We start from the raw sequence: 24273 nt of genomic DNA, 5'->3' as shown, positions 1-24273 counted from the left end.
TTTACACTGTCGATCCGGGAGCGCCTGGCTCCCGGTGTCATCAGTAGACGTCGCGCAGGTAGCGCTTCTCTTTTTTCAGCTGGTCAACGTAATCGGCAGCACGCTCTGCAGATAATCCGCCAAACTGAGTAATCACCTCATACAACGCCTTATCAACGTCTTTTGCCATGCGTGAGGCATCACCACAGACATAGAAGTAAGCCCCTTCCTGCAGCCAGGCATACAGTTCGGCACCCTGTTCCAGCATCCGCGTCTGAACGTAGATTTTTTCCGCCTGATCGCGTGAAAATGCCAGATCCAGACGGGTCAGCAGTCCACTTTCCTGCCAGGCTTTCAGCTCATCCTGATAGATGAAGTCATGCTCCTGATGCTGATCGCCAAAGAACAGCCAGTTTTTCCCTTTGGCACCGACGGCCTCGCGCTCTTCCAGGAAGGCACGGAAGGGGGCAATACCGGTCCCCGGACCGATCATGATCAGGGGGGCATCACCGTTCGCTGGCACGCGGAAGGCTTTATTCGGTGAAATAAAGATGGCCGGTTTTTCACCCCGTTTGACACGCTCGGCCAGATAGGTTGAACAGACGCCGCTGCGGGCACGGCCAGCGCTGTGATAACGGACGGAAGCGATCGTCAGGTGTACCTGGTTCGGATGGGCTTTCTGACTGGATGAAATAGAGTAAGCGCGATGCTGTAGCGGACGCAGCAGGCCAACAAACTCAGGAATACTCAGTGAACGGGTCACATCCAGCTGCAGCAGGTCGAGAGTATCTTTCCCCCACAGCCACACACCCAGCGCATCCTTATCGTCGTGCTGTAAGACATGACGCAGTTCCTGGTTGGTGGTGTTCTGGCCCACCCATTCAATCAGCTTACGCGATGGCTCAGAAATCTCGAACTGGTAGGTCAGCAGATCGCCCAGGCTACGGTCAAAGCCGGGAACCGGGTTATCGTAGTCAGACTTCAGCTGTGTCAGCAACAGCTTCACTAGCGCCGGGTCGTTGACCGGGATCACGCCCAGCGCATCACCCGCTTCGTACTTCAGCCCGCTGTCGGTCAGATCGAACTCGAAGTGGCGGATATCCTTGCCAGACTTCTCACCGGACAGACGCTTGTTGGTCGCCAGAGCGGCGGCATACGGATTATTTTTATTGCTGCCCGGGATGACCGGTGCTTCCGGCGCGCTCTCCAGCGCCGTACCGCTGCTGCCTGCACTGGCGGCAAACTGCGGCATCGAGCTGGCGATCCACGCGTTGGAGGGTTCTTCATAGTCGATATCGCAGTCGATACGATCACAGACGCGTTTTGCACCCAGTTGCTCAAGGCGCATATCAATAAATTTACCCGCCTGGCAGAAACCATCGTAGCCGGTATCGCCAATGGCCAGAACGGCAAAGTGCATCTGCTCCAGACGCGGTGCGGTACTGGCAGAGATGGCCTGCCAGAACAGCTGGGCGTTATCCGGCATCTCGCCTTCGCCGTAAGTCGAGGTGATCACCAGCACATGACGCATGGTGACAAACACGTCGATATCCACTTCACCCAGCCCCTGGACAACCGGTACCAGGCCCTTCGCCCGCGCGGCTTTCGCCGCGTTTTGCGCTAAGGCTTCCGCATTACCTGTCTGGGAACCAAACAGGATATGCAACTGAGTGGTGGCAGAAGAGGCCGCAGAGCCTGCGGCCTGCGGCTGGTTTTCCAGCACCAGCAGACGTGAGTGTAATCCGGCAAGGAAGCCTGCCAGCCAAAATTTCTGCTCGCCGTTAAACGGCGCGTCTTCAGGAATATAAGGAATCTTCATCAGTTTTATCTACTCAATCCCGTTAAATACTCGCCAAACTTCGGGCCGCAGAGGCGTTGGCTGCCAGCCCGAAACAGGGAAAGTATGAGTCACTGTTCATAGTCAAATAGTTAAGCTAACTTGCCGACGGCGGCTGCCAGTTCAGGCAGTGCAGCACGCGCGAACAGCTCCTCAAAGTCAGGCAGTCGGCCCAGCACGTCCCGGTTACACGCATCCTGATACATGATCCAGCCGTAAGTCGCCAGGCTGTCCATGGAGCGGATATTACGCTGCGTGAGCGCTGCTTTATAATCTGTCATACGCTTTGCACCAATCAGGCAGGCCAGCTCTTCATCACTGTAGCTCTCGATGGCCGCCCGGCCGTGGCGTTGCAGTTTGCTGATCAGGCTGAAATCTTCAGTCATCAGCAGGTTACGTACCGCTTTCTCAACGGCCGGATCCTCCACAGCGGTGCCTTTCGGCAGGCGTGAAAGCGCCAGCTGCTGTGCAGAATTGAGGACGGTGTAGTTATTCAACAGCACCAGCATTTCAGGGGTATCTGTCGCACCGTAGCCCGGGACTGCACCGTTAGCAATAGGCTTCCCTTCGCGCCATGCGGCTTTAAACTTCGCCACCTGATGCCCGGCCAGCGCTGTGGAGAGCTCTTCCAGCAGATCCTTACGGCTTTTCGCTTTCAGGATCTCAGCGGCATCCTGGTAAAGCAGCAGAGAGCGCGGCATGACATAAACGAAGTGCTGACACTCGCTTTCCCAGTGATCGAGCAGCCACTGCGCACGTGGGGAAGAGGTGGCTTCCAGATGCCAGTTCAGCATCGTCAGTACCGCATCTTTGTGCACGCGCGCCATTTCACTGTCATCCGCGATGGAACCCAGCATCACGGAGTCCGCCGCAGCAGAACCCGCCAGCGTGCCGTACGGGTCATACTGATAAGCGAAACCGCCGCTCATACCGTTACCAAAGCCAGTACCGTAAGTACCGAGGTTCAGCACTGCACCGTTAGTCATATATTCGCAGCAGAAATCACCGACGCCTTCGACCACAGCAGTAGCACCCGAGTTACGTACGGCGAAGCGGTCACCGGCCTGGCCCTGCGCGAACAGACGTCCCCCGGTGGCACCGAACAGAGCGAAGTTACCGATCAGCACGTTACCTTCCGCATCTTCCGATCCGCCGCCCGGAGACATCACCACGATTTCTCCGCCACACTGCCCTTTACCGACACCGTCGTTACAGGTGCCGTAATGCTCAAGGCGCATGCCATCGTTACAGAACACGCCATAAGACTGACCGGCAGATCCGGAGGTGAAAATCGTCACAGTCGACGGAGCCAGATAGCGACGGCCGCGATCGTCCAGCAGTGCAGCCGGGATACGGCTCAGGTGTTCGGCATTCAGCGTGTGGTTCAGCAGGCGTTCAATATCAATAGCCAACTGGCCCCCCACGCTCTTGTTACGGTTGTTCAGGGTGATCCCGTCACCCAGTGTGATCCCGGTCGATCCCTGGCTGACCAGGCGATCGTTAACCAGATCGATCCAGCCATTGTCCAGTTCGAAATCTTTTTCCAGATAAACCGGATGGGCAATTTTCACCTCAGGCACCACGGTTAACATGGCGCGCAGATCCAGCTTACCGACTTCCAGCGGGTGGTCCATCAGGTGGAGCAGATCAGACCGGCCGCGTGCCTCACGCAGTGAACGCAGGCCAAGACGTGCCAGCATCTCACGCACCTCGTGCGCCACGTTGATGAAATACTGCGCCAGCTGGCGAGGGTCACCATCGAAGGCTTCGGCATTGGTGGTCAGTCCGGCCGGGCACTTCACGTTGCAGTTTTTCGCCATCACGCACTTCAGCATCATGAGTGCCGTGGTGCCGAATTCAAAGCTGTCGCCGCCCAGCAGTGCGGATTTCACCACGTCACTGCCCGTCTGCTGTGCGCCTGAGCAGCGCAGTAGCACTTTCTCACGCAGGCCGTTGGCACACAGCGCCTGATGGACTTCTGCGATACCGATCTCTGCCACACGTCCGGTATATTTCAGACTGGTGACTGAAGCGGCCCCGGTACCGCCAGTGTTACCGGCCACGTTGATGACATCAGCGCCGGCTTTCGCCACACCAACCGCGATAGTACCGATCCCTTCAGAGGAAACCAGTTTAACGATCACGCGTACACGGGCAGCTTTACAGTCGTGGATCAGCTGGGCCAGATCCTCAATAGAGTAAGTGTCATGGTGCGGAGGAGGGGAGACCAGCTCCACGCCTGGCGTACCGCCACGGGCCGCGGCGATTTCTACCGTCACCTTGGCCGCCGGTAACTGACCGCCTTCACCCGGTTTTGCCCCCTGGCCGATTTTAATCTCCAGTTCTTCCAGCATCGGATCGGCCAGATAGGCGGCCCAGACGCCAAAACGGCCGGACGCCAGCTGTTTAATGCGTGATGCCCGGATGGTGCCGTGACGGGAATAGTGCTCGCCCCCTTCCCCACAGTTACTCATTCCGCCCACCATGTTGGTGCCATGAGCGACGGCCTCATGTGCCGGCGCTACCAGTGCACCGTGGCTCATCGCCCCGGAGGCAAAGGTGCGGGTAATCTCATGGGCTGGCTGCACTTCGCTTAACGGCAGCGCGGGAGAAAGGGTAAAGATGCGTGACAGATAGTCAGCTGCTTTGCCGTTCGCCTTCAGAAGCAGGGCTTCTGCGGTGACTTCCGCATGTTCAATGGCGTCCCCGAAGCGTTTTTTCAGCACCACGGAGAGCGTGGTGAGGCGGTCGTGCTCACTTTTCAGGCCGACAATGGCATCGGTGAGGCGCAGTGTGAACAGACCTTCTTGTGACTCGTCTGCTTCGCATTCCAGTCCGCGCACCGCAAAGCCGTTATTTACCAGCGAGTAACGCCCCAGCTTACGCGTGAACTCGGCTTCGCTGTCGACGTGGGTCAGGTCAGCCGGCAGGGCGAGAATATCACGCAGTGCCGCCGGGCGGCGCTTACGCTCTTCCAGCATCAGGCTGGAGAACTGACGGTAATCGGGGGTGATAGTGAAGTTGTCTATCACCTCGTCCGGGATACGTTCGAAGCTGCTGTCCGTAAAGGATTTCGCTTTGATATTAAACGCGTTGTCCAGCTTGGCCAGCGTCATCAGGCGGATAAAGTTATCCTCCTCGCGCGCTTTATCCGAGAAGCGAATCGGCTGCTCAGTCATATCGATAAAGGTACGTACGGCGATAGTGCCGTAGGAGTGACCGGCCCCCTCTGCACGTTCCTTAAACAGGCCCAGCAACGGCACTTCTGACTCTCCCTGAATACGCAATGCACTCTGGTGCCAGTCAACGGCCATTTGCGCGATGGTGGCGAAGCCTGCACCCCCTACCGGGGTTTTAATATTCGGAAAATACTTCTTCAGCACGCGATCTTCGGTATCGAGGAAATTCGGCTCAAAGAACTCACCGCAGCTGTAGCTTTCAACGGTACACAGGCCGACTTTGCCCATGGTCTTCATCAGCGCTTTTTCAGCCGCTTTGGCGTAGCGTTTGAATGCCTTGTTACCTTCTTCACCTTCACCGTATTTTTCTTCAGCACGCATCTGCACGCCCAGCGGATACACCGCTGACGCACCGAAGCCGAGGGTGGCAGCAATGTGGTGCGAAGAGATGCTCTGGCCGCTTTCCACCACCAGTGACACATCCAGGCGCAGGCCTTCCTGCACCAGGCGCTGGTTGATGGCTGATACCATCAACAGCATCGGGATAGCAGCACGGGTTGAGGAGATATGGCGGTCCGTGATGACGGCGATACCGCCCTGCTCACGGGCGAAATCCACCACCTCCTGTGCCAGCGCATCAATGGCCTGCTCCAGCGCATTCGCATTGGCGGCACGGCTGATCGGGTCGGTGCCGATAACGGGCTCATAGAGCATTTCAAAACGGGCATACGGGGCCACGGTCTGCTCGCGCAGCTGCAGCATATCCAGATGCGTCAGGATCGGTGTTGGCACCACAATCTGGTGACCTTTACTGCGCCCAAGATGCGGTTTCGCACCCAGTGCAACGCGCAGGGTCATGCCATCCACTTCACGGATGGAATCCAGCGGTGGGTTGGTAACCTGAGCAAATCGCTGGGAGAAGTAGTGCGCCATTCCGCCTTCGTGGTCCGACAGGGCGTTAATCGCGTTGCCGTAACCCATGGCAGAGATTTTCTCTGCGCCGGTGGTCAGCATCGGGTCCATCATAAATTTGAAGCTTTCCTGGTTGTAGTAGTAAGCCACAAAACGCTGATAGGTTTTGAGGTCGCCGCTATAACGCAGAGGTGAACCCTGTTGCTCCGCCGGGATCACCGGCAGTTCCTGTAATGTCACCCGTGACTCAGCCAGCAGCGCCGGATAATCGGCCACCGCCGCCAGTTTTTCCAGGGCTTCTACGGTGGTATAGCTGCGTTTTTCACGGTGATCGTAATACAGCATGCCACCCGCTTCGATACGGCCACGGCGCAGGACGCTCTCGGGTGGGAAGGCAATCTGACCCGCTTCCGACATCGCACCAATATACTCCGCCGTTTCCACAGAGCGCAGCGGGCGCAGGCCGAGACGGTCAAGACGGGCCCCGATCACTTCACCGTTGCCGAAAATCAGCGCGGCCGGGCCGTCATTCTTCTCTTCATACAGGGAGAAGTATTCCAGCATTGCGCGGACTTCAGCGGAGAGAGAGGGATCGTTTTCCCACGCTGGCGGCATCATAGAAACCACCGCAGTAATCAGGTCCAGGTTATCTTCCATCAGACGGCTGTGGATACTTTGATCCAGGCGCGAGCTGTCTGACTGGCCTTTAGGGCGCACGATTTTCTTACCGCGCGCCAGCGCCAGCGCTGCTTCCGCAATACGGTTTTTACGGTCGGTGTTCAGCTCGCCGTTGTGCGCCATCAGCCGGAACGGCTGCGCCATGGTGGTATGCGGATCGGTGTTAGTCGAAAAGCGGGTATGGAAGAACAGACCGCGGACCTGGTGGTCTGTGTCGGTCAGATCCTGGAAATAGGGGATCACCTCGTTCGAATTCAGGCGGGCTTTAAAGACCTGCGTGCGGGAAGAGAGCGACAGTGGATAGAGGCCGCCAAACTCACTTTCGGTAAAGGCGCGGGCTTCGATATCCAGCAGGGCACGGTAGATACGTTTTTCAAAGTCAATCTGATTGCTGATATCGGCCGGGGCAGTAAACACCCATTGCACGATAGGCAGCTGGAACTGAATCGCCGCCGGACGCAGTACGCTGGTATCCAGGGGCATATCACGTTTGAGGAGGATTGGCAGTTTATAAGCGGCCAGGGTTTCTTCCACCAGGCGCTCGGCGTTGGCACGCAGCGTACTGTCCTTCGGCACAAAGAAGTTGCCGACGCCATAACGGCCGGCTTCCAGTGGCTGTCCGGTAATTTTGCGGAAGAAATGCAGAGAGAGGTCGACGTTAACCCCGGCGCCGTCACCTACGCCTTCGGCAGACATGCCCCCGCGATGAGGAACAGTACACAGGGCACTGTGTGCCATCTGCAGAACCTCATGAGTTTGCTCGCCGTCCTTACGAGTAATGAAACCCACACCGCAGCTGTCACTGTCTTTTGATGGATCATACAAGCCATAGGGATAAGGTTTTGAGTTGGACATTGAGGGCCTCCTTAACTGCTTTTGACATTACCACTGTTCTTCAGGCTCAGAGCGCCACGGAGTGTCTTCTCTGGTTCTGTATCATTTTCTTGCCGCTAAAACGCAGACACCGTGACTCCGAACATTTCATCAAGGGACATTGACCTGACACGTCCTTGAATGAGTTGCTCACGAAATTCCGGGTCTCAAATTGGAGATAACTTACATCACGAGGGAGTCTACTTGCTGCATAGATATGCCGAGACACTGGCCCGTCAGGAAAGCTTCCAGCGGATTTCCAACTTATCGGGAAAGCGAACTCAGGTCAAATAGCGATCTTACTGATACCTTTTCATGCCTTTTTGGTATTAACTAATTGATTTTAAATGTTTTAATGCGATATTTTAACCCTATTGAAGGGAGGGCGAAGGGGAGAGAAGTGTGAGCTGACTCACTATAGGGCAGTACGCAAATCTCTGCACCATGCTGGTGCTGGGGGTAATGCCAGCATAATATGCTGCTGTGATGGTTATGGCCGCAGGAACGCACTGTTTTTAACTGTTGCGATTATTTGAATTAAACAGGGGGGCATCATTAGTAAAATTAATCAGAAGTTACGTGATTAATATTTCATTTATTATGAATGGTTATTCGTTAGGTGTGACAAGGGAGTGCGAAGGATACAAGGCATCGCTATGAAAACTATCAACATGAGAAAGGCGCGCCGAATCCAGAGCGGCCTTACAGATTATGCAGTTATAAAATTTAGTCAATATCCCCGTTGGCAACTTTTTACGCGAAAGGGGAACGCCGGACATTTCCAGCGTTAACCCAGGCAGGAGAGGGGTTGCTTCCTTTCCCGTCCCTTCAGCGGCATGGGGGGCGATAATCCTGTGGTAACGGCTGAAGGGATGTCGGTGCTGCTGCACGGTTATCGTGCACTCTCCCGAGGGCCTGACGGCGAGATAGCGCGTTGGTCTTTTGGTCAATTCCGGTATGATTGCCGTTATCACGCTGGAAGGGATCCTTTATGAAACAAATTCGTTTATTAGCGCAGTACTATGTTGATTTGATGGTCAAACTTGGGCTGGTACGCTTCTCTTTGCTGCTGGCATCCGCACTGGTCGTGCTGGCCATGATAGTGCAGATGGCGGTGACGATGGTGCTTCGCGGCCATGTCGAAAGCATTGATATGGTGCGGTCGGTTTTTTTCGGTCTGCTGATCACCCCGTGGGCCGTCTATTTCCTGTCAGTGGTCGTGGAACAGTTAGAGGAATCGCGTCAGCGTCTGGCCAGGCTGGTGGATAAGCTGGAGGAGATGCGCAATCGTGACCTTGAGCTGAACCAGCAAATGCAGGGCAATATTACCCAGCTCAACCAGGAGATTGCCGACCGCATCAAGGCCGAAGAGGCACGTCTGCAGGTGATGGCAAAGCTCAAAGAGGAGATGGCGCGGCGTGAAGAGGCACAAATCGAACTTGAACAACAATCCTCCTTCCTGCGCTCCTTCCTTGACGCTTCCCCCGACCTGGTGTTCTACCGCAACAGTGACCAGCAGTTTTCTGGTTGTAACCGTGCCATGGAGCTGCTGACGGGAAAAAGCGAAAAACAGCTTATCGGGTTAACGCCGAAAGAGGTCTATGACGACGATGCAGCGACTAAGGTGCTGGAAACCGATGAGAAAGTGTTCCGCCATAATGTCTCTCTGACCTACGAACAGTGGCTGGATTATCCCGACGGTCGCAAAGCCTGCTTTGAGATACGCAAAGTCCCTTATTATGACCGCGTGGGCAAACGGAGCGGGTTAATGGGCTTTGGACGCGATATAACCGAGCGTAAGCGTTACCAGGACGCGTTAGAGAACGCAAGCAGGGAGAAGACCACCTTTATCTCTACGATCAGCCATGAGCTTCGTACGCCGCTTAATGGCATTGTTGGCCTGAGCCGCATTCTGCTGGATACGGATCTCAATCACGAGCAGCTGAAATACCTGAAAACGATTCATGTCTCTGCCATTACGTTGGGCAATATTTTTAATGATGTGATTGAAATGGACAAAATCGAGCGGCGAAAAGTGCAGCTGGACAATCAGCCCATCGATTTCACTGGCTTCCTGGCCGACCTGGAAAATATCTCCGGCCTGCTGGCTGAACCAAAAGGGCTGAAATTTGTTCTGGCACCTGACCTGCCGCTGCCGCAAAAAATTATCGCCGATGGGACCCGTCTGCGCCAGATCCTGTGGAACCTGATCGGTAACGCGGTGAAGTTTACTCAGCAGGGGGAAATCGTGGTGCGTGTCGGCTATCAACAGGATGACTGTCTGTGCTTTGAAGTGCAGGACTCTGGCATGGGTATCCCGCAGGATGAGCAGGATAAAATTTTCGCCATGTATTACCAGGTAAAAGATCAACGTGGCGGCAAACCCGCGACCGGCACAGGTATCGGTCTGGCCGTTTCCCGCCGTCTGGCACAAAGTATGGGCGGTGATATCCGCGTACAAAGTTCACCGGGGCAGGGTTCCTGCTTCACCCTGACGCTCAATGCGCCCCGTGTGGAAGAAGAGCGGCAAGATGAAGAGACGGAAGACGATCTGCCACTGCCTGCGTTGCATATCCTACTGGTTGAGGATATTGAGCTGAATGTGGTGGTTGCCCGCTCAGTTCTGGAAAAACTGGGCAGCAGCGTAGAAGTGGCGATGACCGGGCAGGCCGCGCTGGAGATGTTTGACCCGGATGAGTTTGATCTGGTGCTGCTGGATATCCAACTGCCCGATATGACCGGTCTGGACGTGGCACGTATTATTCATCAGCGTCACGCAGGCGAGCAGCTTCCGCCACTGGTGGCCCTGACGGCGAACGTGCTTAAAGATAAACGCGAATATTTTGATGCCGGTATGGACGATGTACTGAGCAAACCCCTGGCGGTTCCTGCTCTCACCGCCATGATTAAAAAATACTGGGATTTTCAGACTGATGATTTATCTACTGAACAGGATGGCATGATGGATGATAAAAAACTGGCACTGCTGGATGTTCCGATGCTGGAGCAATATATCGAACTGGTCGGGCCGACCCTTATCCACCAAAGTCTGGCGATGTTCGAGCAGATGATGCCCGGCTATCTGGCCGTGCTGGACTCCAACATGATGGCTCGTGACCAGAAAGGGATTGCAGAGGAAGGGCACAAAATTAAGGGCGCAGCAGGATCTGTGGGCTTGACGCATTTGCAGCAGATTGCAAAACAGATTCAGAGCCCGGAATTACCCGCCTGGTGGGATAATGTTCAGGAATGGATTGATGAACTGAAACTGGAGTGGCGCAAGGATGTGGAGGTATTACGGCAGTGGGTGACGGATGCTGAAAAAAAATGACCCCGACCGAAGCCGGGGTGCGCGAATACTGCGCCAACACCAGGGAAATTGGTAACCTGTGCTGTTCTGATTAGAATCGTCTGGAGCACAGGTTTGGTATTGGGTGAACATTAAAAAGCTCAGTCACTACTTTAGCAAATCTCTCACCACTTGTTACTGGATTCATTAAAATGTGTGATGTTGAGCAGTGTTCCTAAATAGAAGACCCGATTTTAGATATGTAGTCAAGCAAGTAATGAATATTTACGATGATCTGCATAAATATTGTACAGTCAGGCTTTTGTTGAGGTAAGCAGAGGAGCGGAAACGTCTCCTCTGGCTGACAGGATTTTCGTTGTCATCGGGAAGGAAGCCGGAAAGGCGTTAGTGGTATTTTAATGCATTGTTTTATAAGTGCTTTATTGTTTATTTGATACTTGTTTCCGAAACGTTTTGGTTTCTGCTAGCAAAAATTCTCACATTACTGTCCCGTATCAGATAAAAGCTGACTCCGTTCAGCAAGATTAACTGCTCGTACCAGCCGCAATTTATGAGTAAAAAACGTCAATTATTGCCGGAATGGAGTGTTTATTTCATTTGCAGTGCCATGATTTCGGAAAGCGACCTGCTGAAATTTATAAGCAGAGTGAACCAATTGATTTAATGCATTTTCAGCAGCTGACAGAATCGTCGTGGAGTATATATAAACGGCGTGATTTAATGGAACCGATTCCGGTTATGTAGGGTTAATTAACAATGGTGGAGTATTGCTGGTGAATTTTCATACTGATAAATATGGGCGGGATCCTCAGTAATGAGACGCAATAAATCACGGGTTTTTACACGGATTAAAGCACTATTACTTCGCCTGGTCCTGGGCGTTGCGGGTCTATGGCTGAGCGGCATTATCCTCTTTGCCTTTGTGCCAGTGCCGTTCTCTGCGGTGATGGTTGAGAGGCAGGTCAGTGCCTGGCTCAACGGTGATTTTGACTATGTGGCGCACTCTGACTGGGTGGGGATGGATGAGATTTCGCCGTGGATGGCGCTGGCCGTCATTGCCTCTGAAGATCAAAAATTCCCGACCCACTGGGGCTTTGACGTGGCCGCTATCCAGTCAGTGCTGGACAGCAGCGGTGAAAAGGCCGGCATGCGCGGTGCTTCCACACTTTCACAGCAGACCGCCAAAAATATGTTTCTCTGGGATGGACGTAGCTGGGTGCGTAAAGGCCTGGAAGCCGGCCTGACCGTGGGCATCGAAACCGTCTGGACGAAGCGTCGCATTCTGACCGTCTATTTGAATGTGGCAGAAATGGGGCAGGGGGTATTTGGTGTGGAGGAGGCCTCTCAGCGCTATTTCCACAAGCCGGCCAGCCGCTTGAGCCTGTCCGAAGCAGCGCTGCTGGCCGCGGTTCTGCCTAATCCGATACGTTACCGCGCAGATGCACCTTCAGGCTATGTACGCCAGCGCCAGCAGTGGATCATGCGTCAGATGCGTCAGCTGGGCGGAGAAGGGTTCCTCAGGGAACATCAGCTGCGTTAAAACCGCAGGCCGGGCTCAGGCCGGTGGCGTGGCGGAACGGATAAAGAGAGTTAAACGGAGACCGACCGTCAGGGTCGGCCTGTTGAGGATGGAGATGAGGAGACTACTCTTCGTCAAACCCGGCGTTAAACAGGTCGATGACTGCCGCCAGTGCTTTAGTTTCTTCCGGTCCGCTGGCTTCAACTTCGATATGTCCGCCTTTGGCGGAGTCGAGCATCAGCAGCGCAATCACGCTACTGGCTTCAGCTTCTGTACCGCTCTCATTACGCAGCAGCACTTCAGCGTCAAAGCTCTGCACCAGCTCGAACAGCTTCATCGCTGGTCGGGCGTGCATTCCCAGTTTATTTTTTATCTCAACGGTTTGCTTCACAGTCATGATTTGCGTTTTTCCAGCGTGCGATGACGGGACTGAACGTTTTTACCCCGCGAGCGGAAATAGTCCGCCAGCTGCTCGGCAATATACACCGAACGGTGTTTGCCGCCTGTGCATCCAATGGCAACAGTCAGATAGCTGCGGTTATTGGTTTCCAGCATCGGTAACCACAGTTCCAGATAGCTGCGGGTCTGGTAGATAAAATTATGCACTTCCGTGTGGCGATCGAGGAAAGCCGCCACGGGACGATCGAGTCCGGTCATCGGACGCAGTTTGGGATCCCAGTGGGGGTTGGGCAAAAAGCGCACATCAAACACGTAATCAGCATCAATTGGAATACCGTGCTTGAAGCCGAATGATTCAAACACCATCGTCAGCTCGCGTTCACGTTTACCTAACAGGCGTGTACGAAGCATCTCTGCCAGTTCATGGACTGACATTTCTGAGGTATCAATAATCAGATCGGCGCGGGAACGCAGAGGCTCCAGCAGATCGCTCTCTTCATCAATGGCGCTTTCCAGCGACAGGTTTTTGCTGGAGAGGGGATGCAGACGACGCGTATCGCTGTAACGACGAATTAAGGTATTACGGTCAGCATCCAGGAACAGAAGTTGTGGCGAAAAACAGTCCGGCAAACTGTTGAGTGCGGTTTCAAACACTTCCGGTGATTCCGGCATGTTGCGGACATCAATACTTACCGCAGCAGATATGTTGCGTTCGGCCAGCGAGTTCGCCAGGTCAGGCAGCAGGACGACGGGCAGGTTGTCCACGCAGTAAAACCCCATGTCTTCCAGTGCGCGTAATGCCACTGACTTTCCTGAGCCTGAACGACCGCTGACGATCATCAGCACCATTTCACAATTCCCCTCATTTAACCTGCCTGACTAGCTCTGTTCGTGATCTTCCGTGATGATCGCGTAGAGATCTTCATCGCTCTGGGCGGATCGCAGACGCCGCAGTACGGTTTTGTCTGCGAGGCGCTTGGCCACCAGAGACAACGTATGCAGATGTGTTTTACATTGATCGGCTGGCACCAGCAGGGCAAACAGCAGATCCACAGGCTGATTATCAATGGCATCGAACGCGATGGGCTGATCAAGGCGAATAAAAACGCCCACAGCACGCAGAGTATCTTCCTCCAGCTTGCCATGCGGGATGGCAATGCCATTACCGATACCGGTACTCCCCATCCTCTCACGCGTCAGAATAGCTTCAAAAATTGTCTGATGCGGAAGGTTAAGCTGTTTAGCTGCCAGTTCGCTGATAATTTCCAGCGCCCGTTTTTTGCTTTGGCAATGTACACCATTACGGGTACATGAGACGCTCAGCACGGAGCCCAGTTCCAGTTTCAAATCATTGTTCATCATAGTTTCACTTAACTTTTCACTGCCGCAGGCAAGTCACTCTTCTCCCTGGTTCGAAGTAAGAGATTAACATGACGTATTGATTAACGGCTCATATCCCCGGAAGAATACGAGCCGATACTGCTTTCAGCTTAACCTTAAAAGGGGTCACTGCTGAAAAACCATCAATGCATGGTGAATTTAGTGTTGTTTGAGCTTGTCTTTATGTTTATTTAACTGGCGAGTCAGCTTGTCGATCAGCCCATCAATCGCCGCGTACATATCTTTATCTTCCGAGGTGGCGTGCAGCTCCCCGCCGTTCACATGCAGCGTAGCATCTGCAATCTGTGTCACTTTCTCCACTTTCAACACAATATAGACCTGATTAATGCGATCAAAATAATGTTCCAGTTTGGCAAACTTTTCAGTCAAAAATTCGCGCAGTGGTTCGGTGATTTCAACGTGTTGTCCAGTGATATTGAGCTGCATAGTGTCTTCCTTCTCAGTTCGTTCAGACCAGCTGTTTGCGCTGATTTGATGGCGGGATGGATAAAGACTCTCGGTATTTTGCCACAGTGCGCCTTGCGACCATAATTCCCTGTTCGGAAAGCATGGAGGTCAGCTTGCTGTCGCTGAGTGGTTTGACGGGATTCTCCGCCGAGATTAACTTTTTCACCAGCGCACGGATAGCCGTGGATGAGGCTTCGCCTCCGCCCTCGGTGTTGACGTGACTGGAAAAAAAATACTTCAGTTCAAAGATGCCCCGTGGGCTGTGCAGATACTTCTGGGTGGTCACACGGGAAATCGTCGATTCATGCATTTCAACGGCACTGGCGATATCCGCAAGCACCATGGGACGCATATGCTCTTCACCTTGCTCAAAAAAAGCCTGCTGCTGTTCAACGATGCAGCGCGTGACTTTCAGCAGCGTATCGTTACGACTTTCCAGACTTTTTATCAGCCATTTCGCTTCCTGCAGATTACTGCGGATAAACTGCGAATCACTGTCGCTGCGTGAGCTGGAACCTAACGATGCATAGTGCTGGTTGATTTTCAGGCGCGGCACGCTGTCGGCATTAAGCTCAACGGTCCAGCGGTTACTGACTTTACGGACCAGCACATCAGGGATGACATACTCAGGTTCTTGCGTATTGATTGACTGTCCCGGGCGCGGGTCAAGCGCCTGAATCACCTGCATCGCACCTTTGAGCACCTCTTCCTTAAGGCGGGTGACACGCATCAGACTCCGAAAATCATGATTCGCCAGCAGATCAAGATGCTCGCTGACAATCAGACGCGCTTCTTTCAGCAGGGGGAAGTCGGCAGAAAACTGTGAAAGTTGAACCAGCAGACAGTCGCGTAAATCACGCGCACAAACGCCAATCGGATCAAAGCGCTGTACACGTTTCAGCACCGCTTCCACTTCGTCGATAGTCAGGTCGTCGCTGCCCATGCTTTCCAGAATTTCTTCCAGCGAGGCCGTCAGATACCCCGTATCGTCCACCGCATCCACAATCGAGGTGGCGATCGCCCGGTCGGTGTCGGTGAACGGCGTCAGTTCCACCTGCCACATCAGATAATCCTGCAGCGTCTGGGTAGTTTCACCCTGATAGACGGGCAGTTCATCATCGTGATAATCCGTCCCGGTACCGGAGGGGGTCCCTGCGGTATAAATTTCGTCCCAGGTGGCGTCCAGCGGCAGTTCTTCAGGCATGTCCTTCTGTTCCAGCGCTTCCCGGGTATCCAGCGCTTCAGTTTCCTGATATTCGCGGGTATCGACTTCTTCATGAATGTCGGTTTGTTCAAGCAACGGGTTACTTTCCAGCGCCAGCTGAATTTCCTGCTGTAGTTCAAGCGTAGAGAGTTGCAGCAGGCGAATGGCCTGCTGCAACTGTGGCGTCATGGCAAGCTGTTGACTCAGCCTGAGTTGTAAACCTTGCTTCATGTTCAGAGTCTTAATTCCCCAGAAAACCTACCGAATGCAAACACCTTATCAGAGTCTGAACTCTTCGCCCAAATAGACACGCTTAACTTGTTCATCGGCCAGGATCGCTTCCGGGGTGCCGTGGGCGATAAGATGCCCCTGGCTGACGATATAGGCACGCTCACAGACGGCAAGCGTCTCACGGACGTTGTGGTCGGTGATCAGAACCCCCAGGCCACTGTCGCGCAGATGTTCAATGATCTTCTTGATATCAATGACGGAAATCGGATCAACACCCGCAAAAGGCTCATCCAGCAGGATGAACTTCGGATTGGCGGCCAGTGCGCGGGCAATCTCTACGCGGCGACGTTCACCGCCGGAAAGTGCCTGGCCCAGGCTGTCACGCAGATGCGCGATATGAAACTCTTCCAGCAGTTCATTCGCGCGATCTTCGCGCTGTTCGCTGGTAAGATCTTCACGGATCTGCAGTACTGCCATCAGGTTATCAAACACGCTCAGACGACGGAAAATAGACGCTTCCTGTGGCAAATAGCCAATACCCCGACGCGCGCGCGCGTGCAGCGGCAGAATGCTGATATCTTCATCATCAATGATAATGCGGCCGGCATCACGAGGGACAATGCCTACGACCATATAAAACGTCGTGGTTTTACCCGCGCCGTTCGGGCCAAGCAGACCCACGATTTCGCCAGACTTGACCTGCAGGCTGACATCTTCAACCACGCGACGGCCTTTGTATGCCTTCGCCAGGTTTTCCGCAATTAAGGTTGCCATGTTCGTTAGTTACTCTTTTTCTGACCGTTTGACGGTGTGCCTTTGTCCTGCAGCTGTGACGGTACCAGTACGGTAGTGACACGTTTGCCGGAGCTGCCGAAGGCCTGCATTTTTTGCTCTTTCACCAGATAGGTGATGCGGTCGCCTTTGACGTTGCTGTCCAACTGTTCCAGGTAAGCATTGCCTGTTAATTCCACCAGGTCTTTTGCCAGTTCGTAATGCATTTTTTGCGCATGGCCCTGTACGGGTTTTCCGCTGTCCTGCATCTGGTAAAAGGTCGCCGGGTTGCCGTAGGCATCCACGATGGTTTTATTGCTGTCGCCGCCCGGACGGGTCACCACGACTTTATCCGCCGTAATTTTGATGGTTCCCTGGGTCACAATGACTTTACCGGTAAAGGTGGCCACATTGCCCTGCATATCCAGCGCCTGATTTTCCGAGTCAACGTTGACCGGTTTCTCTGAGTCACCGGTCAGGGCAAAAGCCGGAACGCTCGCCGCGAACAGGAGGGTAGCAGTCAGTAATTTAAGGCTTTTGTTCATTTTGAATTTCATAAGATGTTTTGACCTTTTCAATCAACTCGGCAGTTTTCTTCCGTAAATTTCCACGCATCTTCATACCTGTAGAGTTAAAGCTGCGGCCATAAAGCGTGACCTGATCGTCAGAGGTAACATCCTGCGTCGTCAGGTTGATCTGAGCGTTATCGGTTTTGATACGCTCAAGCTGTGCGTCTTTTGTCAGGCTGTTTACTTCCACATGACCATAAAGATACAACATGCGATCGTTCGTCAGTTTGGCCTTATCCCCCCGTACCGACCAGGTGGGAACCTTATTTTCGTCGTAGGTCGTCATTACCGGGTTATCGAACCAGCTCACTGCGTCGGCTGAAAAATAGGTAACTTTGTCAGAGACCAGCTTATAGCTCAGTGCCCCCGCAGGGTTATAAACGACCGTATGTGAATTATCGCTCATATAGGTCGGTTCATTGTTGTCATTCTTTACCGCGTCGTCATTGTCATCCGTCGCGGTCAGATTCCAGCCAATCAGCACAATGGCGATCAGCGCCAGAATCATCGTTATCCAGCGTCTCGTTTTACTCATACCGACTGCCCTTTGGCCTCATCAAACTTACCCTGTGCAATCAACAGGAGATCGCAAATTTCCCGTACTGCGCCACGGCCACCCGCAATCCGCGTCACATAATCGGCGCGTGGAAGTAAAACGGGATGGGCGTCAGCAACGGTTACGCTCAGGCCGACCTCGGCCATAACCGGCCAGTCAATCAGGTCATCGCCAATATAGGCAACCTGCTCTGCATTGAGTGACAGTGTATCCAGAAGTTCACGGAAGGCCAAAAGCTTATCCGTCTGTCCCTGGTAAAGATGAGTAATCCCCAGTGTGGCACAGCGATCTTCCAGCAGTTTGGCTTTACGGCCGGTAATAATCGCAACCTCAATATCGCTGGTTAGCAGGCAGCGAATGCCATAGCCATCGCGAACATTGAAGGCCTTCAGCTCTTCACCACTGTTGCCCTGGTAAATGATGCCGTCCGACATTACACCGTCCACATCGCAGATCAGCAATTTAATCTTCTGCGCGCGGGAAATGACCTGCTGGCTAACCGGGCCGTAGCAGGTCTCTACGGTGGCTGATGAATCACGCATTGCTCTCGACTTCCTTTGTTAAACGACGCCAGCCCGCAGCATGTCATGCATATGCACCACGCCCAGCAGTGTGTCGCCATCGGCGACCATGACACAGGTAATATTCTTACTCTGCATCAGATTCAATGCATCGACAGCCAGCGTATTGGGCCGGACGCGGATACCGCCCGGCGTCATGACACTTTCAATGCCAGCGTGCTGGATATCGATGCCCATATCAAATACGCGGCGTAAATCCCCGTCGGTAAAAATGCCTTCGATTTTCATTAAATCGTTGCAGATGACCGTCATTCCCATATTTTTACGCGTTATTTCCAGCAATGCATCCCGCAGTGAGGCATCGCGGCTTACGTGCGGCATTTCGCTACCGGAGTGCATAATATCATCAACGCGCAGCAGCAGTTTACGCCCCAGCGCACCGCCAGGGTGGGAGAGTGCGAAATCTTCCGGCGTAAAGCCCCGTGCTTTCAACAGTGCGACGGCCAGGGCATCGCCCATCACCAGGGTTGCCGTCGTGCTGGTGGTCGGAGCCAGCCCCAGCGGACAGGCTTCCTGCGGCACTTTAACACAGAGATGCACATCCGCTGCGCGGCCCATTGCACTTTCCGGCCGCCCTGTCATGCAGATCAGCGTAACCCGCAGGCGTTTCAGCACCGGAATCAGTGCCAGGACTTCAGAGGATTCACCGGAGTTGGATATCGCGATCACCACGTCACTGGCGCTCACCATGCCGAGATCGCCATGGCTGGCTTCCGCAGGATGAACAAAGAAAGCCGGGCTGCCGGTGCTGGCAAAGGTGGCAGCGATCTTTTTCCCTACATGCCCGGATTTACCCATCCCCATCACTACCACTTTACCTGAACAGTGATAGATCAGTTCGCAGGCGCGGGTGAAGTCGTCATTGATGTACTGGTCGAGCTGCTCCAGCCCTTCACGTTCAATTCGCAGTACTTCTTTCCCGGCCTGTTGAAAGTCAAAGTCGGGATGGGCAGTGATATGCACCATAATTTTCCAGTCCTTTTACCAGAAGGTCACTGAGGGGAAGCCGTAAAGCATCCCTACCCAGACGATAAATCCGCACAGCAACAACGCGCCAGCCAGCCGACCAATGCGGCGACTGCGCTGCAAACAGATCAGAGTAAAGATGGCACTGACACCGAGCATTACCCAATAGTCACGGGCAAAGATAGCGGGGTCGAGTGTACCGGGGTGGATCAGCGCCGGGAGACCCAGCACAATCGCGGTATTATAGATGTTAGAACCAATCAGATTACCGATGGCGATATCATCTTCGCCTTTTAATGCGCCGGCGATGACGGTGGCCAGTTCAGGCAGGCTGGTGCCTACCGAAATGATCGTCAGACCAATGACCAGTTCACTGACGCCAAAATAGTCAGCGATGACCGTGGCGTTGTCGATCACCATCCGCGTGGACATTGGCAGCACAATCAGCGCGACCGCCAGCCACAGGAAGGCGACGGTATTACCGACTTCGTCGCGGGGCAGTTCAGCCAGTTGCTCACGCGTCAGCGAATCGTTGTTGTCGCGTTCAGCCCGGCGGGCAATTTTGATGATGAACCAGAGATAGAGTGCCGCGATAGCGATCAGGGCCAGGCCATCGTTACGGCTCAGTTCATTATCGAACAGCGTCACGCCGCACAGCAGGGTGACCAGCAGCATCAGCGGCAGTTCACGGCGCACCAGGTTCGAATGCACGCTTAAGGGATGGAGGAGTGCCGCGCCTCCCAATATCAACAAAATATTGGTAATATTCGACCCCATCGCGGTCCCCACTGCGATATCCATCTGTCCGTGCGAGGCGGCAGAGAAAGAGACGATCAATTCAGGCAGTGAAGTTCCGATCCCCACGACCGTCATCCCGATGATCAGCGGCGGGATGCCGACAGAACGACATAAGATGGCGGCGCTAAACACCAGACGATCGGCTCCATAAACCAGTAAGACTAAACCGATAATCAGTAGTGCTGTAGCGACGAGCATGAAGTGTCCTTTTAGTGAGGTAATATCGTCAAAGACGGGTAGCGGCAATGAAATCAGGCAAGGTTATTTTAGTGGCCATGATTTTGACGATCTCAGGACAAAAAGTAAAACTTATGGCAGCTTTAGCTACGCAACAGAGGTAAGTTTCTGTAAAAATGCCCGGTCCGAGGGTTAATACGTTACCATCGGGAGTAAATTAATCGTCTTAGAATAGAGGTCGAGGTAACTATGAGCCAGACGGAGATGAATCTGGTGGATGTCCAGGGGGTGAGTTTTTCCCGTGGCAACCGGCTGATTTTCGATAACATCTCGCTTACGGTGCCCAAAGGAAAAGTTACCGCTATCATGGGGCCATCCGGCATTGGTAAAACCACGTTACTGCGGCTTATTGGGGGGCAAATCCCGCCCGATAGTGGCCAGATCTGGTTTAACGGTGAGAATATCCCGACGCTTTCCCGTTCGCGGCTTTATGAGGCGCGAAAAAAAATGAGTATGCTGTTCCAGTCTGGGGCCTTATTTACCGATTTAACGGTGTTTGACAACGTGGCATGGCCGTTACGGGAACACTCCAGGTTACCGCTGCCGTTATTGAACAGCACGGTGATGATGAAACTGGAGGCCGTTGGGTTACGGGGGGCGGCGAACCTCAAGCCCTCTGAACTTTCAGGCGGTATGGCGCGGCGTGCTGCGCTGGCGCGGGCTATCGCGCTGGAACCCGATCTCATCATGTTCGATGAACCGTTTGTGGGGCAGGATCCCATTACTATGGGCGTGCTGGTCAAATTAATCGATGAGCTGAATCACGCTTTAGGCGTCACCTGTATTGTGGTGTCTCACGACGTACCTGAAGTGCTCAGTATTGCTGACTACGCGTATATCATTGCCGATCAAAAAGTGATTGCGCAGGGCACCGCGCCTGAATTACGTGAAAATAACGATGCCCGTGTTCGACAGTTTATTGATGGCATTGCCGATGGGCCAGTGCCGTTCCGCTTCCCGGCAGGGGATTATCTGCAAGACTTGGTCGGCTCAGGGAGGGGGAAAGAGTGATGTTTATACGCGCACTGGCATCACTGGGGCGACAAGGGATTAACACCTGTGCCTCCTTCGGCCGCGCAGGTTTAATGTTATTCCATGCGTTATTTGGCATTCCCCGCTTTCGTAAACATACGCCGTTGCTGATAAAACAGTTATACAGCGTTGGTGTGCTGTCGTTACTGATTGTCGTGGTGTCAGGATTGTTCATCGGGATGGTGCTGGGGCTGCAAGGCTATCTGGTGTTGAAAACCTACAGCGCCGAAACCAGCCTGGGAATGATGGTGGCGATATCCCTGCTACGCGAACTGGGGCCCGTGGTCACCGCGCTGCTGTTTGCCGGACGCGCCGGATCGGCGTTGACCGCTGAAATTGGTTTGATGAAGGCCACCGAACAGCTTTCCAGTATGGAAATGATGGCCGTTGACCCCTTGCGTCGCATCATCTCGCCGCGTTTCTGGGCCGGGGTGATCAGTATGCCGCTGCTGACCCTGATTTTTGTCGCGGTAGGCATTCTGGGCGGTGGGCTGGTGGGGGTGAGCTGGAAGGGGATCGATCCCGGGTTCTTCTGGTCAGCGATGCAGAATGCGGTCGATCTGCGTACCGATATTATTAACTGCGTGATCAAAAGTGCCGTGTTCGCGGTGACCGTGACCTGGATTGCGCTGTTTAACGGCTATGACGCCATTCCGACCTCTGAAGGGATCAGTCGGGCAACGACGCGTACCGTAGTACATGCTTCACTGGCTGTGCTCGGTCTGGATTTTGTGCTTACGGCACTGATGTTTGGGAACTGATTCGATGCAAACGAAAAAAAGCGAAATTTGGGTAGGTGCCTTTTTAATGCTGGCGCTGTGCGCGATTATTTTTCTCTGTCTGCGCGTGGCTGACCTTAAATCACTTGGTAATGAGCCCACCTGGAAGCTCTATGCGACTTTCGATAATATCGGTGGGCTGAAAGCCGGTTCACCGGTGAAAGTGGGGGGGGTGGTGATCGGTCGTGTGGTGGATATCAGTCTCGATCCGAAAAATTACTCACCCAAAGTCACCATGGATATTGAAGATAAGTACAACAATATTCCTGATACCAGTTCACTCGCGGTGCGAACGTCCGGTCTTTTGGGTGAGCAATATCTTGCCATGAATATTGGTTTTGACGACCCGGAAATGGGCACTGCTACACTGAAAGATGGCGGTACCATTCAGGACACGAAATCCGCCATGGTACTGGAAGATCTGATAGGTCAGTTCCTGTACAAAAGTGGCAGTGGTGATGATAAAGACAAAAATGCAGCTGCATCTGACGAACAGCCAGCTTCAGAGCCTGCACCGGCAGCGAACAATTCAGGAGAGGTCAAATAATGTTTAAACGTTTACTGATGGTTGCGATGCTGATCGTCGCGCCACTGGCGGCAAATGCAGCGGCGGATCAAACCGACCCCTATAAATTAATGGGTGAGGCTGCGGAAAAAACCTTTACGCGCCTTAAAACGGAACAACCTAAAATCAAGCAGGATCCGAACTATCTGCGTCAGATCGTTCGTGAAGAACTGTTGCCGTATGTGCAGATTAAATATGCCGGTGCGCTGGTGCTGGGCCGCTACTACAAAGAGGCTACGCCTGCACAGCGTGAGGCTTATTTCAAAGCCTTCGGTGATTACCTGGCCCAGGCATACGGTCAGGCACTGGCCATGTATAACGGACAGACTTACCAGATCGCCCCCGCGCAGCCCCTGGGCGATGCCAATATTATTGCCATTCGTGTCACCATCATCGACCCGAACGGGCGTCCACCGGTCCGTCTGGACTTCCAGTGGCGTAAAAACAGTGTGAGCAACCACTGGCAGGCGTACGACATGATCGCTGAAGGCGTCAGCATGATCACCACGAAACAGAATGAGTGGAGTGATATCCTGCGCAAGAAAGGCATTGATGGATTAACAGAACAGCTGAAATCCTATGCTAACCAGCCGATTACTCTTAATAAGCAGTCGTAATGAGCGATCAACTGCGTTGGGAGGTGGAGTCGGATATTCTGCGCCTCTCGGGAGAACTGGAGCGCGAAACGCTGTTACCCCTCTGGCAACAGCGTGATGCGGTGATGCAGTGGGTTGAGACGATTGATGTCTCCGGACTGGAGCGCGTTGACTCTGGTGGGCTGGCTTTGCTGGTCCACCTGCGGCAGATTGCCATACAGCGGGGACGGGTTCCCCGGTTTACCGGCATTACCGACAAGCTCCGTTCGTTGATCACGCTGTACAACTTGCAGAAAATTATCCCGGGCAGTGAGTAAATCACTGCCGCAGGTATTTCCCGCCAGACCTCAGCGGAACTTCATGAGTTTGCTCATTTTTCCTTCAGGAACCGGCTCCCCGGTTCCTTCCTCCCTGTACTGTCTGAGTGGTTATCCCATCCCGTTTACACTTTTTCTCTTACCGCAGGCATTTTTTGCTTGTTTAAGAGTGGGGCGGATTCCACTAAGATGTGTGCCTGTTTAATATCAAGTGAATTTGAAAACATCATGGAAAATAGTGAAATTCAGTCCGTGCTGATGGGCGCGTTACCGCTGCAGGAAGTCCACGTAACGGGTGATGGCAGCCATTTCCAGGTTATCGCCGTGGGTGAGCTGTTTGGTGAGTTGAGCCGCGTTAAGAAACAGCAGACGGTTTACGCCCCCCTGATGGCATATATTGCGGATAATCGCATTCATGCGGTATCCATCAAGACTTACACCCCTGAAGAGTGGGCGCGCGACCGTAAGCTAAACGGTTTCTAAGCTGTGCAGAGTATGTCTCGCCTCGCGGGGTGAGCGTCTGTGCAGCAGATTTTT

Annotated in this window: 21 protein-coding genes; 8 read left to right on the top strand and 13 right to left on the bottom strand. The window is 53.6% G+C overall.

What is annotated here, in order from left to right; all coding sequences use genetic code 11:
* Positions 1–40: 40 nt before the first annotated feature.
* Together EPE01S_RS10045 and EPE01S_RS10040 are read right to left on the bottom strand one after the other, a co-directional pair.
* Positions 41–1798: a sulfite reductase subunit alpha gene (locus EPE01S_RS10045; RefSeq protein ID WP_062744493.1), complete on the bottom strand. Its 1758-nt coding sequence runs from the start codon at positions 1796–1798 to the stop codon at positions 41–43.
* 110 nt (positions 1799–1908) lie between these two features.
* Positions 1909–7440: a glutamate synthase-related protein gene (locus tag EPE01S_RS10040; RefSeq protein WP_062744492.1), complete on the bottom strand. Its 5532-nt coding sequence runs from the start codon at positions 7438–7440 to the stop codon at positions 1909–1911.
* Between the two features lie 1009 nt (positions 7441–8449).
* Between EPE01S_RS10040 and arcB the strand changes: the two genes are divergently transcribed.
* Together arcB and mtgA are read left to right on the top strand one after the other, a co-directional pair.
* Positions 8450–10789: an aerobic respiration two-component sensor histidine kinase ArcB gene (gene arcB / locus EPE01S_RS10035; RefSeq protein WP_062744491.1), complete on the top strand. Its 2340-nt coding sequence runs from the start codon at positions 8450–8452 to the stop codon at positions 10787–10789.
* Between the two features lie 793 nt (positions 10790–11582).
* Complete coding sequence (gene mtgA / locus EPE01S_RS10030; protein ID WP_062744490.1) at positions 11583–12308, top strand: monofunctional biosynthetic peptidoglycan transglycosylase; 726 nt, start codon at positions 11583–11585, stop codon at positions 12306–12308.
* A 103-nt stretch (positions 12309–12411) separates the two neighbouring features.
* Here mtgA and npr read toward each other — a convergent pair whose 3' ends face one another.
* The 11 genes from npr to EPE01S_RS09975 form a co-directional block, all read right to left on the bottom strand.
* Positions 12412–12684, bottom strand: coding sequence for a PTS phosphocarrier protein NPr (npr, locus tag EPE01S_RS10025; RefSeq protein ID WP_062744489.1), 273 nt, complete (start codon positions 12682–12684; stop codon positions 12412–12414).
* Positions 12681–13535 (bottom strand): RNase adapter RapZ, encoded by an 855-nt coding sequence (gene rapZ, locus EPE01S_RS10020; protein WP_062744488.1) that lies wholly within the window; start codon positions 13533–13535, stop codon positions 12681–12683. Before rapZ ends, npr begins: the two co-directional genes overlap by 4 nt.
* A 30-nt stretch (positions 13536–13565) precedes the next feature.
* Positions 13566–14048, bottom strand: coding sequence for a PTS IIA-like nitrogen regulatory protein PtsN (ptsN, locus tag EPE01S_RS10015; RefSeq protein WP_062744487.1), 483 nt, complete (start codon positions 14046–14048; stop codon positions 13566–13568).
* Positions 14049–14225: 177 nt separating this feature from the next.
* On the bottom strand, positions 14226–14513 hold the full coding sequence (hpf, locus tag EPE01S_RS10010) for a ribosome hibernation promoting factor (protein WP_062744486.1): 288 nt from the start codon (positions 14511–14513) through the stop codon (positions 14226–14228).
* A 22-nt stretch (positions 14514–14535) separates the two neighbouring features.
* Positions 14536–15969, bottom strand: coding sequence for an RNA polymerase factor sigma-54 (gene rpoN / locus EPE01S_RS10005; protein WP_062744485.1), 1434 nt, complete (start codon positions 15967–15969; stop codon positions 14536–14538).
* Positions 15970–16017: 48 nt separating this feature from the next.
* Positions 16018–16743 (bottom strand): LPS export ABC transporter ATP-binding protein, encoded by a 726-nt coding sequence (lptB, locus tag EPE01S_RS10000; protein WP_062744484.1) that lies wholly within the window; start codon positions 16741–16743, stop codon positions 16018–16020.
* Positions 16744–16748: 5 nt separating this feature from the next.
* Positions 16749–17297: a lipopolysaccharide ABC transporter substrate-binding protein LptA gene (lptA, locus tag EPE01S_RS09995; RefSeq protein WP_062744483.1), complete on the bottom strand. Its 549-nt coding sequence runs from the start codon at positions 17295–17297 to the stop codon at positions 16749–16751.
* A complete protein-coding gene (gene lptC, locus EPE01S_RS09990) occupies positions 17269–17844 on the bottom strand; it encodes an LPS export ABC transporter periplasmic protein LptC (protein ID WP_062744482.1) in 576 nt (191 codons plus the stop codon). The genes lptA and lptC overlap by 29 nt, the downstream gene beginning before the upstream one ends.
* The gene (gene kdsC, locus EPE01S_RS09985; protein WP_062744481.1) at positions 17841–18407 is read right to left on the bottom strand and encodes a 3-deoxy-manno-octulosonate-8-phosphatase KdsC; all 567 of its coding nucleotides are present in this window, start codon (positions 18405–18407) and stop codon (positions 17841–17843) included. Before kdsC ends, lptC begins: the two co-directional genes overlap by 4 nt.
* Positions 18408–18425: 18 nt before the next feature.
* Complete coding sequence (gene kdsD, locus EPE01S_RS09980) at positions 18426–19412, bottom strand: arabinose-5-phosphate isomerase KdsD (RefSeq protein WP_062744480.1); 987 nt, start codon at positions 19410–19412, stop codon at positions 18426–18428.
* Between the two features lie 15 nt (positions 19413–19427).
* A complete protein-coding gene (locus EPE01S_RS09975; RefSeq protein WP_062744479.1) occupies positions 19428–20408 on the bottom strand; it encodes a calcium/sodium antiporter in 981 nt (326 codons plus the stop codon).
* Between the two features lie 228 nt (positions 20409–20636).
* Here EPE01S_RS09975 and mlaF point away from each other — a divergent pair, with 228 nt between their 5' ends.
* The 6 genes from mlaF to ibaG all read left to right on the top strand — a co-directional run bounded on the left by mlaF (position 20637) and on the right by ibaG (position 24219).
* Positions 20637–21458 (top strand): phospholipid ABC transporter ATP-binding protein MlaF, encoded by an 822-nt coding sequence (gene mlaF, locus EPE01S_RS09970; protein ID WP_062744478.1) that lies wholly within the window; start codon positions 20637–20639, stop codon positions 21456–21458.
* Complete coding sequence (mlaE, locus tag EPE01S_RS09965; protein WP_062744477.1) at positions 21458–22240, top strand: lipid asymmetry maintenance ABC transporter permease subunit MlaE; 783 nt, start codon at positions 21458–21460, stop codon at positions 22238–22240. The genes mlaF and mlaE overlap by 1 nt, the downstream gene beginning before the upstream one ends.
* 4 nt (positions 22241–22244) lie before the next feature.
* Entirely contained in the window at positions 22245–22805 is a 561-nt protein-coding gene (gene mlaD / locus EPE01S_RS09960; protein ID WP_062744476.1) for an outer membrane lipid asymmetry maintenance protein MlaD, read from the top strand.
* Complete coding sequence (mlaC, locus tag EPE01S_RS09955; protein WP_062744475.1) at positions 22805–23440, top strand: phospholipid-binding protein MlaC; 636 nt, start codon at positions 22805–22807, stop codon at positions 23438–23440. The genes mlaD and mlaC overlap by 1 nt, the downstream gene beginning before the upstream one ends.
* Complete coding sequence (gene mlaB / locus EPE01S_RS09950; RefSeq protein ID WP_062744474.1) at positions 23440–23736, top strand: lipid asymmetry maintenance protein MlaB; 297 nt, start codon at positions 23440–23442, stop codon at positions 23734–23736. Before mlaC ends, mlaB begins: the two co-directional genes overlap by 1 nt.
* Positions 23737–23964: 228 nt before the next feature.
* Positions 23965–24219, top strand: coding sequence for a BolA family iron metabolism protein IbaG (gene ibaG, locus EPE01S_RS09945; RefSeq protein ID WP_062744541.1), 255 nt, complete (start codon positions 23965–23967; stop codon positions 24217–24219).
* The last annotated feature ends 54 nt before the right edge of the window (positions 24220–24273 follow it).

It is taken from the genome of Erwinia persicina NBRC 102418 (genome assembly GCF_001571305.1).
GTDB lineage: Bacteria > Pseudomonadota > Gammaproteobacteria > Enterobacterales > Enterobacteriaceae > Erwinia > Erwinia persicina.
This window is presented reverse-complemented; position numbering and strand designations above follow the sequence as displayed.

Coding starts and splice junctions, on each gene's coding strand:
- lptA (WP_062744483.1), bottom strand. CDS start 17,297: ATGAAATTCAAAATGAACAAAAGCCTTAAATTACTGACTGCTACCCTC.
- lptC (WP_062744482.1), bottom strand. CDS start 17,844: ATGAGTAAAACGAGACGCTGGATAACGATGATTCTGGCGCTGATCGCC.
- npr (WP_062744489.1), bottom strand. CDS start 12,684: ATGACTGTGAAGCAAACCGTTGAGATAAAAAATAAACTGGGAATGCAC.
- mlaF (WP_062744478.1), top strand. CDS start 20,637: ATGAGCCAGACGGAGATGAATCTGGTGGATGTCCAGGGGGTGAGTTTT.
- arcB (WP_062744491.1), top strand. CDS start 8,450: ATGAAACAAATTCGTTTATTAGCGCAGTACTATGTTGATTTGATGGTC.
- hpf (WP_062744486.1), bottom strand. CDS start 14,513: ATGCAGCTCAATATCACTGGACAACACGTTGAAATCACCGAACCACTG.
- rapZ (WP_062744488.1), bottom strand. CDS start 13,535: ATGGTGCTGATGATCGTCAGCGGTCGTTCAGGCTCAGGAAAGTCAGTG.
- EPE01S_RS10040 (WP_062744492.1), bottom strand. CDS start 7,440: ATGTCCAACTCAAAACCTTATCCCTATGGCTTGTATGATCCATCAAAA.
- ptsN (WP_062744487.1), bottom strand. CDS start 14,048: ATGATGAACAATGATTTGAAACTGGAACTGGGCTCCGTGCTGAGCGTC.
- ibaG (WP_062744541.1), top strand. CDS start 23,965: ATGGAAAATAGTGAAATTCAGTCCGTGCTGATGGGCGCGTTACCGCTG.
- mlaC (WP_062744475.1), top strand. CDS start 22,805: ATGTTTAAACGTTTACTGATGGTTGCGATGCTGATCGTCGCGCCACTG.
- EPE01S_RS09975 (WP_062744479.1), bottom strand. CDS start 20,408: ATGCTCGTCGCTACAGCACTACTGATTATCGGTTTAGTCTTACTGGTT.
- mlaD (WP_062744476.1), top strand. CDS start 22,245: ATGCAAACGAAAAAAAGCGAAATTTGGGTAGGTGCCTTTTTAATGCTG.
- EPE01S_RS10045 (WP_062744493.1), bottom strand. CDS start 1,798: ATGAAGATTCCTTATATTCCTGAAGACGCGCCGTTTAACGGCGAGCAG.
- rpoN (WP_062744485.1), bottom strand. CDS start 15,969: ATGAAGCAAGGTTTACAACTCAGGCTGAGTCAACAGCTTGCCATGACG.
- kdsC (WP_062744481.1), bottom strand. CDS start 18,407: ATGCGTGATTCATCAGCCACCGTAGAGACCTGCTACGGCCCGGTTAGC.
- mlaB (WP_062744474.1), top strand. CDS start 23,440: ATGAGCGATCAACTGCGTTGGGAGGTGGAGTCGGATATTCTGCGCCTC.
- lptB (WP_062744484.1), bottom strand. CDS start 16,743: ATGGCAACCTTAATTGCGGAAAACCTGGCGAAGGCATACAAAGGCCGT.
- kdsD (WP_062744480.1), bottom strand. CDS start 19,412: ATGGTGCATATCACTGCCCATCCCGACTTTGACTTTCAACAGGCCGGG.
- mlaE (WP_062744477.1), top strand. CDS start 21,458: ATGTTTATACGCGCACTGGCATCACTGGGGCGACAAGGGATTAACACC.
- mtgA (WP_062744490.1), top strand. CDS start 11,583: ATGAGACGCAATAAATCACGGGTTTTTACACGGATTAAAGCACTATTA.